The organism is Thalassobacter sp. (genome assembly GCF_982993085.1).
In genome coordinates, this window is the sequence record NZ_CEZFMW010000103.1 from 1 (window position 1) to 13,201 (window position 13,201).

The window sequence follows — 13,201 nt, forward strand, 5'->3', positions numbered from 1 at the left end:
GCACCGTTTCCTTGTGGAGTCCGGACTTTCCTCGGCACGTCTTGCACGCAAAATCCAAAGGGCCGCAGGTTCGATGGACCATCTGATCCACTGAAAACACGGCACCGTGCAATTCTCGGTGCAATACGCGCCGCGATCATCCGACCCTCCGCGCGGGTTCTCGCTACGCGCTCGGGCGGGCCTTGCGCAAGCCCCAACCGTCATGCCGCCCATGTTTTCGTGCAAACACCCTAGGCGCGCCGAGCGCACCGCGCGGGAAACTGTGCAGCCAAACCCGCCGCAATAGCCCGGTCCGCATCGCATACCGGCCCTACCGCGCCCGGGCGAAACCGCAGCCGCATTGCCGATAACAAAACCTCAGGCTCCGTATCAGCCGCATACCCAGCACGGTGCAGATCGGGCTGCCAATCCCCCGGCGCACCGGGCTTTGGCCAAACGGCTAATCCCTGCCGCGCCAAACGCAGCCAGTCGAACCGACGGCCCGGATCAATCTTGCGCCCCGGCGCCACATCTGAATGCCCTAACACGCCTTCTGGTGGCACATCCCAGCGCGCCATGATCCCTTGCACGAGATCTTCTAGCGCGGTCATCTGCGGCTCGGAAAAGGGCTGAAACCCGTCATTCGCCAACTCAATCCCGATCGAACGAGAATTGACATCCGTCTCACCGCCCCAAGCCCCCGCACCCGCATGCCACGCACGCATCGCTTCATCTACCAACGGCGTCACTTGGCCTGCACTGCAAATGACATAATGCGCAGATACTTGGGCCGCCGGGTCGCACAGATGCCGAATTGCCCCCGCAGCCGACGCCATGGCCGTATAATGAATAATGATCAGGTCTGGCCGCAGCCCATCCTTGCGCGGCCCAAAGTTCGGACTTCGCATGCCTGTCAGTTGCGCACCAAATCGCGAAACGCAGCCGGGTCCCAACCACAAGCATAGCCGTCACCATCTGGGTCCAGTCCCAGCCGGTCTCGGCTCGGTCCACCTGCCGCGAGGAATTGCTCCTGCGCCACATCCGCAGTGCGGTATCCCGCACATTTGGCCTCCAGCCGGGCGGCGGCAAATGGGTTGCCGCGACGATACATCTTTTGGCCCACAGGGTGGCTTGCGCTCAGTGCGTATTGGATAATGTTCGGGCCAGTGTCGCCGACAGGCTCCAACTCTTTGGGCTGGACCAGTTGGAACTGCTGACGCGCCGCTTCGATACGGGCAGCATCGGCTGCGATATCGCGCTCCGCGGCGACAACCTCAAAATCCTGTTCTTGGCTGATCTCGGGGTTGTTTCGGTTTAACACCGGCGCCGTTTGGGGTGCGGTATCGGCCAAGGCGTCTGTCGCCTCAGCCGCTATTTGCGCGGCCGTGTCACCCGTTGCACCCGCCACCGGCGGCAGAACGGTTGTTGGTTGCGGCGCGATCCCGGTCTGCAACTGCTGCTCCCGCTCACTGCGCCCCAATGTGTCAAAACCCACACCACTTTCGGGCACGGGCGGCGTGCAGGCCATCAAGGCCAACACTGACACACTCAACACTATACTGCGCATTTTCGCCTCACGTCTTTTGCGCGAGCCTACCACCATTTTTGCGGCTTGGCCACAAACCCGGCCGCCGTCTCAAGGGCATAAGCGGTATTGAGCAAATCCGCCTCTTCCCACGGCCGCCCGATCAGTTGCAAGCCAAGCGGCAAGCCTTTTTCATCCAAGCCCGTTGGCACCGAAATCCCTGGCAGCCCCGCTAGGTTCACCGTCACGGTGAACACGTCGTTGAGGTACATCTCAACGGGATCATCCACCTTGCGGCCCAACTCAAACGCGGCCGAAGGCGTGGCAGGCGTCAAGATCGCGTCAACACCGGCGGCAAAGACCGTATCAAAGTCTTGCTTGATCAGCGCGCGCACACGACGGGCACGGTTATAATAAGCATCGTAAAAACCAGCTGACAGCACATAGGTTCCCACCATCACGCGGCGCTGCACCTCGGCCCCAAAGCCTTCGGCGCGGGTTTTCTCGTACATCTCGGTAATGCCATCGCCCTGCGCCAGTGACGCACGGTGACCAAAGCGCACCCCGTCATACCGCGCAAGGTTCGAAGACGCCTCAGCCGGTGCAATCACATAGTACGCAGGCAGCGCGTATTTCGTATGCGGCAATGAGATATCACGGATTTCCGCCCCTGCATCGCGCAGCATCGCAGTGCCGTCTTCCCACAGCTTCGCGATCTCAGCGGGCATACCGTCCATCCGGTATTCTTTGGGAATACCGATCACTTTGCCGCGAATATCTCCCGTCAAAGCGGCCTCAAAATCCGGCACAGCCAGATCGGCAGAGGTGCTGTCCTTGGCGTCATGGCCACACATGCCTTCCAGCATGATTGCAGCGTCGCGCACGGTTTTGGTCATCGGCCCTGCCTGATCCAGCGAAGACGCAAACGCCACAACACCCCAACGCGAGCAGCGCCCATAGGTCGGTTTGATGCCCACAATCCCAGTGAACGCCGCAGGCTGGCGGATCGAGCCACCCGTATCAGTCCCCGTGGCCCCCAAACACAAGTCAGCCGCCACCGCAGAGGCAGAGCCCCCCGAGGAGCCGCCCGGCGTCAAAGCCGCGTCCGAATTGCCCGCGCGCCACGGGTTCACCGCATTGCCGTAAACGGATGTCTCGTTGCTGGAGCCCATGGCGAATTCGTCCATGTTCAGCTTGCCCAGCATCACAGCGCCTCGGTCAAACAACTGGCCAGATACCGTGCTCTCATACTCGGGCTTAAACCCTTCAAGGATACGGCTGGCGGCTTGGCTGGGAACACCCTTGGTACAAAACAGGTCTTTGATCCCAAGTGGGATACCGCACAAACTGGGCGCATCGCCCTCGGCAATCCGCGCATCCGCGCTGGCCGCTTGCGCGCGCGCCACGTCAGGCGTGTTGTGCACAAAGGCCCCCAGCTCACCTGCGGCTTCAATCGCGGTCAAACAGGCATCCGTCAGCTCAGCACTCGTGGTCTCGCCCGCGCGCAAAGCATCACGTGCCTGCGCAATCGTCATCGTGTTAAGATCAGACATTATTCCACCACCTTCGGCACAGCAAAAAACCCTTCGCGCGCATCAGGCGCGTTGGCCAAAACGGCTTCTTGCTGGCTGCCATCCGTCACCACATCGACACGCCGAGGCAGACGCATGGGCGTCACCGACACCATGGGCTCCACGCCGTCAACGTCGACCTCATTCAACTGCTCAATAAAGCCGAGGATTGCGTTGAATTCACCAGCAAGCGCCGGAAGGCGCTCTTCGGGCACGGCGATCCGGGCGAGCTTCGCCACCTTGCGTGCGGTTTCAATATCGATGGACATTGGCGCCCCTTTGCATCTGTTTGGCCTCGTTTCGCCCCCGTTTATCCAGCGCTTGGCCGCTCTGCAAGGTGGCGACGCAGAACCTCAATCATCCAACCCAACATAAGCCCGTTCAACAGGTGCCAAAGAAAGTGCGTACCGACCGGAATGGCGGCGCAAACGGCCATATCAACTGACCGGGCTGTCAGCGACACAGCCAACAAACCGGCCCCCACAGCCATGCCAACAGACACACGCGGCAACCGCCGGCGCAAGGCCCATGCTTCAAGCGCAATCAGAAAAGCCACCGGCCAATACCCCGCCGAGACCTCAAAAAACGGCACGGCAGAAAACACAGGCGTCAAAACCGCCGCAAATGGCAAGAACCCAAGCGCGCTCACACCCGCCCACATCCACGACAGCCCCCAAAAGTAACGATGCGCGGCCCAAATATACCCAAAGATAAACAGCCCAATCGGCGCAACATCCGCAATCATCGCCCAAACAGTTGCATGGGTATGAAACAAAAAGCTCCCCACCCCAATCGCGGCCAAAATCGTGGACAAAACCCGACAAGCCGGCTGAGGCGCGCGCGCCCACATCACCAAAGCGGCCACCAAAAACGCGCCGTTGGTCAGTGCATTGATCGGCTCCGCCCAAAACGCAGGGCCCATCCGCTCACAATAAAGGTCGATGTGGCGCATGACGTCCAAAACCCGGCGCTCCTTTTTTCAGGAAATACTCACATTCCGCCCTGAGCATCAGGCTCACCGCTGGTAACGGTTTCTAACAACGGCAAACTCACCCCGCGCGGCAGGCTCGCCTCGGCAGAGGGGTGAACGACCTCTGACGGATCACGCCCCAAAACGCGCCGACGACGCGCCAGGAAAAACTTGCCAAATCCACGTGTGCTACCCGCTGAAGGCGCGGTGGCATCCTGCGGAAACCGACGGCTCCACTGCGCAGGCAGCGGCAGCCCGGTGGCCTCCATACGCTCCAACATCCACACCAGCGGTACATTGCCCAAACCGCGCGCGGGCGCAAATTCTCCGATATGGCCGCCCACATCGCCGTGGCTGCCCCGAAACCAAACCTGTTCGACATCATCCAATCGGTGTTCAGGCACCTCCCACAGTTGCGGGGCATAGGCCAGTCGGGTTTCATCCATCGCAAGCGCATGAAACCCGCGCCGCACCGACCGCCCCAAAACGTTTGAGTGAAACTCATGCACTGCAGGCGCGAACCGCCAAACCAGTGGCCAGCGAATGCCCAGCGCGCGGACGGTGTCAAACACACATACCGCATCAATCTGAACCTTGGGCACGCAATACTCTGCCGAAAAGGCCCGCGCCTCGGCGCTGTCTGGGCGGTGCCGGTATAGCTCATATACCTCTTCTAGCCGCGCGTGGGTCACCGCATCCGCCCGCAATAGCCCAATACGGTTGATCAGTCCGGCCAAGGCGCGCACCCCATAGGCGCCACGCGAATAACCGACAAAGTAAATCTGGTCACCGGGGTGGTACCGCTGCGCCAAAAACCCATAGGCGCGCTTGATCTGGCGGTTAATCCCCACACCCGCCATAACCTCATGGCCCCGGCGCCAGCCGCGCCACTGGATCCCCGGCTCGTAGTACAGGCATAATCCAGGCACCTCTTGCAGCAGCCGCCAAATGCGCGCCACGTTGGTCTCCAGCCCCGGTGTCAGCGACGACATTGTCCCATCAAGCAACACGACATGGATTTGCGCTTCGGGCGGGCCCTCGGCGCTTGGGGCGTGGCGCGTCTTGAGCCAGCCGCGGAACCTGTCACTCAGCCGCAATCGCGCGCCCCTCAGCCTCCCGCAGCATGGCCCACATGCGTGCAGGCGTGAACGGCATATCTACCTTTCGCAGGCCCAGCGGCCACAGCGCATCAAGGGCCGCGTTGCCAACTGCAGCCATCGCGCCCACGGTGCCCGCCTCTCCACAGCCCTTCATACCCAACACATTGGCGGTCGAGGGCACAGGTTCGGAATAAAACGCAATCATGGGCAGATTATCGGCGCGCGGCATGCCGTAGTCCATGAAAGTCGCCGTGAGCAATTGACCACTTTCGTCATAGACAACCGCCTCACTAAGGCACTGGCCCACGCCCTGCGCCACACCGCCATGCACCTGCCCTTCCGCCAGCATTGGGTTCATCAGGTTTCCGAAATCATCAACCACAGTGTATTTTTCCACCGTCACAACCCCGGTGTCTTTGTCGATTTCCAACTCGCACACGTGGCACCCGTTGGGAAAGCTGCGCCCGGGCAAGGTTGTCGTCTCAGAGGTGCGCAATAGATCGTCGCGGCCCGCAGCGCGCGCCTCATCTGCGGCCTCTAGCACCGTCATCACCCGATTGGACCCGTCCGAGCGGAAGCTGCCCTCTCCAAAGCTGACGGTATCCGCATCGACCTCAAGCAGGTCCGCCACAAAGGGCGTGAACCGCGCGACCACTGCCTCGGATGCGGCCTTGGTCGCAGTGCCTTGTGTGGTGACTGAGCGTGATCCACCCGTGCCGCCACCCTTGGCGATGCGCTTGCTGTCGCCCTGAACGATCTTGACGTTCTCGGGTGGTATTCCCAGCCATTCATATACGAACTGGCTATAGACTGTCTCATGCCCCTGCCCGTTCGATTGGGTGCCCACATACAGCGTCGCAATCCCCGGTTCCTCAAAGGCCACCGTTGCCGTTTCCTCTGGGTTCCCAAGGATCGACTCGATGTAATAGCACAGCCCGACACCGCGCAGCTTGCCCTCCGCCTCAGAGACCGCGCGCCGGGCAGCAAAGCCCGCCAAATCGGCCTCTTGCTCGGCACGGCTCAGCACACGGTCAAAATCACCGACGTCATAAATCTCACCCACGGCACTGGTGTAGGGAAACTTGTCGCTCGGGATGAACGATTTGCGGCGCAACGCCAGCGGGTCCACACCCAACTCGCGCGCGGCATAATCCATCGCCCGCTCCAGCACATAAATAGCCTCGGGCCGCCCCGCGCCACGGTACGCATCCACCTGCGTGGTGTTCGTGTAAACGCCCACGTTACGCATAAACACGTCCCGCACATCGTACACGCCCGGCAGTACCTTTGCGAACAACTCCGACTGGATGAACTGCGCATAGCCCGAATTATAGGCCCCCAAGTTCGCCACTGAATCCATGCTATAGGCTGTCAACTTATGATCGGCATCAAACCCAAGACGGGCGGTGCAAATCAGGTCGCGACCTGCGTTGTCCGACAGCATGCTTTCGGTGCGTTCCGCCATCCAGCGCACGGGCCGGCCCAGCGCGTGGGCCACATGGGCCACGATAAACGTCTCGGGATAGCTCATGGCCTTCATCCCAAACCCACCACCAACATCAGGGTTGGTGACGCGGACCTCATCCTTGGTGAACCCAAGAAACTTGGCGATGTCGTCGCGCGGCCCCCAGACCCCCTGCCCGTTCACGCAAACGTGGATGCCGCCATCCTCAAGCTCGGCAAAACAGCCGCGTGGCTCCAGCGAATTGGCGATGATGCGCGTGTCATCCACGGTCAGCTCGACGACATGCGCCGCCGCCTCAAAGGCACGGTCCACCGCCTCAGCATCACCCGTTTCCCAAGTATAGGCAACGTTACCGGGCGCCTCGGCGTGCAGGTCCACCCCACCGCCCGGGGCCACGTCCAACTTGACGGGCAGGCTTTCAACATCAAACTCGATCATCTCAGAGGCCGCTTTGGCTTGGTCCAGCGTTTCAGCCACCACAAAGGCCACGGGCTCGCCCACGAACCGCACGCGCCCTTCCGCCAGCAAAGGCCTCTTGGGCGCGGCACCTTTGACACCATCACGGTTCTTAATGATCGAAGCGCTCATGGCGGTGTCACGCCCCGCCGCGGCCAAATCATCCGCCGTCAAAACCATGATCACACCAGGCGCTGCGCGGGCCGCACTTACGTCCAGCATGGTAATCTCGCCGTGCGCCACCGAGGACCGGAACACAAACCCAAACAGCGCGTCACGCGGGGCGATGTCATCGACATACTGGCCGCCCCCGGTCAACAATCTCAGGTCCTCGACCCGGCGCATCGCTTGACTGGTTCCAAATCCGCTCATGAACGTTCCTCCTGCGTTGTTTGTGACAGTAGGAAAGCACGCGGGGAAGTCCAGCGCGGCGACCAGCTTTGGCGCAAAAACCTTGTGTTTGTGCAATGGGACAAGTGCCACCAACGATCCCGACGCGGATCGGCAGGGAATAATGCCGCAAACGGATCCACACGGCAGGGGACCGCACCGCAAAACCGCTCTCCAAACCACCCCCACCCTTCACACAGCACCCCCGGAGCCGGACCAGCGCCTTGTGACGCCTTCGCGGTTGCGCTATTTGCCACCCGAAACCGAGAGGAAAGAGCCCGATGTCGATGGAAAAAACGTTCAATGCTGCTGAGGCCGAAGCCCGCATTTCCGCCAAGTGGTTGGCCGAGAAATGCTTTGTCGCTGGCGCCAATTGGGACGGGGCCAAGGACAGCTTTTCCATCGTAATCCCACCCCCCAACGTGACCGGCTCGCTGCACATGGGGCACGCGTTCAACAACACGTTGCAAGACATCCTTGTGCGCTGGAAGCGGATGCAGGGCTTTGACACCCTTTGGCAGCCCGGCACGGACCACGCAGGCATCGCCACACAAATGGTGACCGAGCGTGAGATGGCCGAAAACGGCGAACCCACCCGTGCCGAAATGGGCCGCGACGCATTTTTGCAGCGCGTTTGGCAGCAAAAGGCAAAATCGCGCGGCACGATCATTGGCCAGCTACAGCGTCTTGGCGCCTCCTGCGATTGGGACCGCGAAGCATTCACAATGGGCGGCGCCCCCGGTGACCCCGACCCAAGTGAGCAGAACTTCCACGACGCGGTCATCAAAGTCTTTGTTGAGATGTACAACAAAGGCCTGATTTATCGTGGCAAACGCTTGGTCAACTGGGACCCCAAGTTCGAAACCGCGATTTCGGACCTAGAGGTTGAGAACATCGAAGTGGCCGGCCACATGTGGCACTTCAAATACCCCCTCGCGGGCGGTGCCACCTATGAATACGTCGAAAAGGATGAGGACGGAAACGTCACCCTGCGGGAGAAGCGTGACTACATTTCAATCGCAACCACACGGCCAGAAACGATGCTGGGCGATGGTGCGGTCGCTGTCCATCCATCGGATGAACGTTACGCGCCAATCGTCGGAAAACTTTGCGAAATTCCTGTCGGACCCAAAGAACACCGCCGCTTGATCCCGATCATCACCGATGAATACCCTGATCCCGATTTCGGCTCGGGTGCGGTAAAGATCACCGGCGCGCACGACTTCAACGACTACGGCGTGGCCAAGCGCGGCGGCATCCCATGTTACCGCCTGATGGACACCAAGGCCGCGATGCGTGCCGACGGCGCCCCCTACGCCGAATGTGCCGCCATCGCCCAGGAGGTCGCTGATGGTAAGCGCACGCTAACCGAAAGCGAAACCGACACCCTCAACCTCGTACCAGAAGAGTATCGCGGCATGGATCGGTTCGCCGCCCGCGACGCGGTTGTTGCCGCCATCACGGCCGAGGGCCTTGCGGTCATGACAACCGAGACCTTCACCGATGAGGATGGTGCCGAGCAAACGCGCACAATCCCCATGGTCGAAAACAAGCCCATCATGCAGCCCTTTGGGGATCGTTCCAAGGTTGTGATTGAGCCTATGCTGACGGACCAATGGTTCGTTGACGCCGAGCAGATCGTCACCCCCGCGCTGGACGCCGTCCGCGACGGCACCGTCAAAATCCTGCCCGAAAGCGGCGAGAAAACCTATTACCACTGGCTCGAAAACATCGAACCTTGGTGCATCTCACGCCAGCTGTGGTGGGGGCATCAAATTCCGGTTTGGTTCGACGCCGACGGCAACCAATACTGCGCCACGACCGAGGCCGAAGCACAGGCCCAAGCCGGCGACGGTGTTGCCCTCACCCGCGACCCCGACGTCCTCGATACATGGTTCTCCTCCGGCTTGTGGCCCATCGGCACGCTCGGCTGGCCTGAACCCACCCCCGAGATGGAGAAATATTTCCCCACATCCGTCCTCGTCACCGGTCAAGACATCCTGTTTTTCTGGGTCGCCCGGATGATGATGATGCAACTCGCGGTCGTAGATGAAATCCCTTTCCACGAGGTCTACCTGCACGGGCTGGTGCGCGACGCCAAGGGCAAGAAGATGTCCAAATCCGTCGGCAACGTCGTCGACCCGCTGGACGTGATCGACGAATTCGGGGCCGACGCTCTGCGGTTCTCAAGTGCGGCGATGGCGGCTTTGGGCGGTGTGCTCAAGCTGGATATGGAACGGATCAAGGGCTACAGGAACTTTGGCACCAAACTCTGGAACGCTGCCCGCTTTGCAGAACTGTATGAAGCCGTAGGCGCGGACGCCGCCCCCAAAACAGCCCAGCCCATGCCCGAGGCCACCCTCAACAAATGGATCATCGGCGAAGTCGGCCGTACCCGCGAAGCCGTAGACGCGGCCCTTGCGGACTACCGTTTCAACGATGCTGCCAACGCACTTTATGCTTTTGTCTGGGGCACTTACTGCGATTGGTACGTCGAATTCTCCAAACCCCTATTACAGGGCGATGATGCCGCCGCCAAGGCGGAGACCCAAGCCACCCTCGCTTGGGCGCTGGATCAATCCATCTTGATGCTGCACCCCATCATGCCCTTCATCACCGAGGACCTTTGGGCCCAAACCGCCCAGCGCGACACGATGTGTGTGCACGGCGCGTGGCCCACCATCGGGGCCGAGGCCGTCGACCCCCAAGCCGATGCCGAAATGAACTGGGTCATCGGCTTCATCGAAGGCATCCGCTCGGCACGGGCACAAATGAACGTCCCCGCCGGGCTTTATATCCCCGTGGTCCGGCTTGAGGCCGACGCCACTGCACGCGCAGCCTACACCAACAACAAGGCGCTGATCGATCGCATGGCCCGGATCGAAAGCCTGACGGACGCCGACACGGCACCCAAAGGCGCGATTTCGGTCGCCGTGGGTGCCGCCAGCTTTGCCCTGCCACTGAAGGACATCATCGACGTCGGCAAAGAACGCGGCCGGCTTGAAAAAAACCTCGGCAAGCTGGACAAAGAGATCAAGGGCCTGTCAGGCCGGGTCAATAACCCCAAGTTCGCAGTTTCGGCCCCTGCCGAAGTGGTTGAAGAAGCCCGCGCCAATCTGACCGCCCGTGAGGGTGAGGCCGAGGTGGTGCGCGCCGCCCTTGCCCGCTTGGCAGAGATCTAACACACGCAATCAAGGCGGCAGGTCACACAACGATCTGCCGCCCACCCCCGACACACACACGCACCCGTGAGCATAGGTGATTTGTCTCCTGCCCCAGCCAAGGGCATTTAGGGATCAACGACACATGTCATTTGATTTCTCTTTAAGGACACATCCCTATGCCTCTCACGCGTCGCACTTTGCTTATCGCTTCAGCAGCCTCTCTCGCCACTGTTTACGGCATCCAATCTGTCATCGCTGACACCGGTGATCTGGGCGGGCTGATCTACAAAACCTCTGACGGGGTCGCCATCGACGGCACCGACACTGTGGCCTATTTCACCATGGGCAAGCCCGTTGCAGGTTCCGCTGAATTCACCCACGACTGGCAAGGCGCGACGTGGCAGTTTTCCTCTGCTGAAAACCGCGATCTGTTTGCCGCTGACCCCACCGCCTACGCGCCCCAATATGGCGGCTATTGCGCATGGGCCGTGGGTGAGAAAAACAGCCTTGCCTCCACCGAGCCAGAGCGTTGGGCCATCGTAGACGACAAGCTTTACCTCAACTTTAACCGCGGCGTTCAGCGTCGCTGGGATAAGGACCGCGCAGGCTTTATAACCCAAGGCGATATCAACTGGCCTGATCTCGTGGCCGGCAACTCCTAACCCACGAAACATGCGCCGCGCCCCCGACAGGGCGCGGCGTTTTTACTTAGGGATGACGTGGCCGTACTGCTCCGCATCCACCTGCGGCAGCACCGTCATGGACCGCACCAAAATAATCTCACACCCCGCAGGAAACCCATCGCTGCGCACCCGCGATGACCGCCAAGGGCGCAGGCCACCCCCTGTCACGCTCACCAAATAGCCACGTATCTGAACAGCTTGCCCCACCTCAACCGCCATCAGTGCAGCTTTGACGGCTGCATCAATCGGGATCAAATGATTGTTCGTGACCAAATCTTCCCAGTCATCGGGCATCGTCCGGTTGTCATCCGCCTGAAACCAGATCATCCGCGGGCCCGTACGATACCGCACCCGGTCGTCATATTCAGGGTCTAGCAACTCTCCGTAAATTATCCCCAAATCCAGCGGAGAAACCTTTGACACCGCATCAAACCGATATGGTTTGCGCGTCACGACCCGTCCCGTCAGCACGTAACTGTCAAGGATTTCAGCCGCAAAGCCCGCACCCAGATCGACCGAAACGTTCGCAATATCCACCTGCCGCGGCGCAGCCCCAAGTGGCACACCCCCGGCAACCAACGGCAGATCAGCTGTGGCCACATCAACAGGCGGTCCCGCAAAGGGCTGCCTCGCATCCACCAATGCAAGCCCCAAGGCCACAGCCACAAAACCCACCGCCAACACAGACATATCGCTTTTGTCAAACATGCCCCTGTCTAGCCGCAGCGAATGGCCAAAGTGAGGCGCACGCCCCCCTGTTCCACCCAACATATCCCTACAAACGGCCCGCTTGAGACAAATAAAAGCCGGATTCCGCCCCATACTCAGAAACGTCACATAGCGACAAACCGGGGACAGACCGATGACCATGCACCAACCGACACTTCGTCCGGCCTACCCTGCGCCGCTCCCGCGTAAGCTGGTCTCACTGCTGGTCCCTGTGTTCAACGAGCAAGAGGCAGTCGCAGCCTTTCTAACCGAAATCGACCGCGTCTTTGCGCCGCTCAACGCCACCTACGACTATGAAGTGGTCTTTGTGAACGACGGCTCACGCGATGCCACCGAATTCGTGATCCGCAGCCGCATGACCGACAACCCTCATATCCACCTGATCAACCTGTCGCGCAACTTTGGCAAAGAGGCCGCGCTTTCCGCTGCCATCGACCATGCCAGCGGTGATGTTTGCATCCCCATCGACGTCGACCTACAGGACCCGCCCGAGGTCATCCCCCAAATGCTGGACTTGTGGGCCAAGGGCGCACAAATCGTCAACGCCCGCCGCGCCAATCGCACCCAAGACACATGGATCAAACGCAAGACCGCCCAAGGCTTCTACCGCGTTTTCAACGCACTGGCCGACCACAGCATCCCCCAAGACGTGGGCGATTTTCGGCTGTTGGACCGCCAAGTCGTCGACGTTCTACGCGACATGAATGAACGCGTCCGCTTTAACAAAGCCCTCTTTAGCTGGGTCGGCTTCGAAACCGAAGAAGTCACCTTTGACCGCCCCGAACGCCAAGCCGGAACCAGCGCGTGGACCTATTGGAAGCTGTGGAATTTCGCACTCGACGGGATCTTTTCATCTTCCACGATACCGCTACGCATTTGGACCTACGCAGGCGGCACATTGGCCCTCATGGCCTTTCTCTATGCGGCCGTTTTGTTCTTTCGCACGCTTGTCGTGGGCATCGATGTGCCGGGCTACGCCTCTACGATGATCACCATCTTAATGTTCGGCGGGCTCAACCTTTTTGCCATCGGGATCGTTGGCGAATACATCGCGCGCATCTATTCGGAGGTCCGTGAGAGACCCCTTTATGTGCTGCGTTCCATCCATAATCCCGGGGGACAAAACTAATGGATCGAGCAGTTTTTGAAAGAATGGCCGCACAAGAAGA

Annotated in this window: 11 protein-coding genes; 3 read left to right on the top strand and 8 right to left on the bottom strand. The window is 60.4% G+C overall.

Translation table 11 applies throughout. The features are described 5' to 3' along the window. Positions 1-230: 230 nt before the first annotated feature. The 7 genes from AC4GMC_RS14140 to AC4GMC_RS14170 are packed head-to-tail and all read right to left on the bottom strand — an operon-like array spanning position 231 to position 7,438. Positions 231-887 (bottom strand): N-acetylmuramoyl-L-alanine amidase, encoded by a 657-nt coding sequence (locus tag AC4GMC_RS14140; protein WP_487878722.1) that lies wholly within the window; start codon positions 885-887, stop codon positions 231-233. A gap of 5 nt (positions 888-892) precedes the next feature. Further along, positions 893-1,546, bottom strand: coding sequence for a hypothetical protein (locus tag AC4GMC_RS14145; protein ID WP_487878721.1), 654 nt, complete (start codon positions 1,544-1,546; stop codon positions 893-895). Between the two features lie 26 nt (positions 1,547-1,572). Then, the gene (gene gatA / locus AC4GMC_RS14150; RefSeq protein WP_487879097.1) at positions 1,573-3,057 is read right to left on the bottom strand and encodes an Asp-tRNA(Asn)/Glu-tRNA(Gln) amidotransferase subunit GatA; all 1,485 of its coding nucleotides are present in this window, start codon (positions 3,055-3,057) and stop codon (positions 1,573-1,575) included. Continuing rightward, positions 3,057-3,344, bottom strand: a complete 288-nt coding sequence (gatC, locus tag AC4GMC_RS14155) for an Asp-tRNA(Asn)/Glu-tRNA(Gln) amidotransferase subunit GatC (protein ID WP_487879098.1) — start codon at positions 3,342-3,344, stop codon at positions 3,057-3,059. Before gatC ends, gatA begins: the two co-directional genes overlap by 1 nt. Positions 3,345-3,385: 41 nt before the next feature. After that, the gene (locus AC4GMC_RS14160) at positions 3,386-4,027 is read right to left on the bottom strand and encodes a hypothetical protein (RefSeq protein ID WP_487877344.1); all 642 of its coding nucleotides are present in this window, start codon (positions 4,025-4,027) and stop codon (positions 3,386-3,388) included. A gap of 38 nt (positions 4,028-4,065) precedes the next feature. Then, positions 4,066-5,142, bottom strand: a complete 1,077-nt coding sequence (locus AC4GMC_RS14165) for a T6SS phospholipase effector Tle1-like catalytic domain-containing protein (protein WP_487877343.1) — start codon at positions 5,140-5,142, stop codon at positions 4,066-4,068. Then, complete coding sequence (locus AC4GMC_RS14170; protein ID WP_487877342.1) at positions 5,129-7,438, bottom strand: xanthine dehydrogenase family protein molybdopterin-binding subunit; 2,310 nt, start codon at positions 7,436-7,438, stop codon at positions 5,129-5,131. Before AC4GMC_RS14170 ends, AC4GMC_RS14165 begins: the two co-directional genes overlap by 14 nt. A gap of 299 nt (positions 7,439-7,737) precedes the next feature. Here AC4GMC_RS14170 and AC4GMC_RS14175 point away from each other — a divergent pair, with 299 nt between their 5' ends. Both AC4GMC_RS14175 and AC4GMC_RS14180 read left to right on the top strand, forming a co-directional pair. After that, on the top strand, positions 7,738-10,638 hold the full coding sequence (locus AC4GMC_RS14175) for a valine--tRNA ligase (protein WP_487877341.1): 2,901 nt from the start codon (positions 7,738-7,740) through the stop codon (positions 10,636-10,638). A gap of 158 nt (positions 10,639-10,796) precedes the next feature. Further along, the gene (locus tag AC4GMC_RS14180) at positions 10,797-11,282 is read left to right on the top strand and encodes a YHS domain-containing (seleno)protein (protein ID WP_487877340.1); all 486 of its coding nucleotides are present in this window, start codon (positions 10,797-10,799) and stop codon (positions 11,280-11,282) included. A gap of 42 nt (positions 11,283-11,324) precedes the next feature. On the opposite strand, the gene AC4GMC_RS14185 is transcribed toward AC4GMC_RS14180, so the two are convergent. Beyond that, positions 11,325-12,011 (bottom strand): hypothetical protein, encoded by a 687-nt coding sequence (locus AC4GMC_RS14185; protein WP_487877339.1) that lies wholly within the window; start codon positions 12,009-12,011, stop codon positions 11,325-11,327. A 154-nt stretch (positions 12,012-12,165) separates the two neighbouring features. On the opposite strand from AC4GMC_RS14185, the gene AC4GMC_RS14190 reads away from it, so the two are divergent. Continuing rightward, a complete protein-coding gene (locus AC4GMC_RS14190; RefSeq protein ID WP_487877338.1) occupies positions 12,166-13,161 on the top strand; it encodes a glycosyltransferase family 2 protein in 996 nt (331 codons plus the stop codon). The last annotated feature ends 40 nt before the right edge of the window (positions 13,162-13,201 follow it).

Bases quoted from the DNA above. Each gene is read 5' to 3' on its own strand.
- gatA (WP_487879097.1), bottom strand. From the start codon at position 3,057: ATGTCTGATCTTAACACGATGACGATTGCGCAGGCACGTGATGCTTTG.
- AC4GMC_RS14185 (WP_487877339.1), bottom strand. From the start codon at position 12,011: ATGTTTGACAAAAGCGATATGTCTGTGTTGGCGGTGGGTTTTGTGGCT.
- gatC (WP_487879098.1), bottom strand. From the start codon at position 3,344: ATGTCCATCGATATTGAAACCGCACGCAAGGTGGCGAAGCTCGCCCGG.
- AC4GMC_RS14175 (WP_487877341.1), top strand. From the start codon at position 7,738: ATGTCGATGGAAAAAACGTTCAATGCTGCTGAGGCCGAAGCCCGCATT.
- AC4GMC_RS14180 (WP_487877340.1), top strand. From the start codon at position 10,797: ATGCCTCTCACGCGTCGCACTTTGCTTATCGCTTCAGCAGCCTCTCTC.
- AC4GMC_RS14140 (WP_487878722.1), bottom strand. From the start codon at position 887: ATGCGAAGTCCGAACTTTGGGCCGCGCAAGGATGGGCTGCGGCCAGAC.
- AC4GMC_RS14145 (WP_487878721.1), bottom strand. From the start codon at position 1,546: ATGCGCAGTATAGTGTTGAGTGTGTCAGTGTTGGCCTTGATGGCCTGC.
- AC4GMC_RS14170 (WP_487877342.1), bottom strand. From the start codon at position 7,438: ATGAGCGGATTTGGAACCAGTCAAGCGATGCGCCGGGTCGAGGACCTG.
- AC4GMC_RS14190 (WP_487877338.1), top strand. From the start codon at position 12,166: ATGACCATGCACCAACCGACACTTCGTCCGGCCTACCCTGCGCCGCTC.
- AC4GMC_RS14160 (WP_487877344.1), bottom strand. From the start codon at position 4,027: ATGCGCCACATCGACCTTTATTGTGAGCGGATGGGCCCTGCGTTTTGG.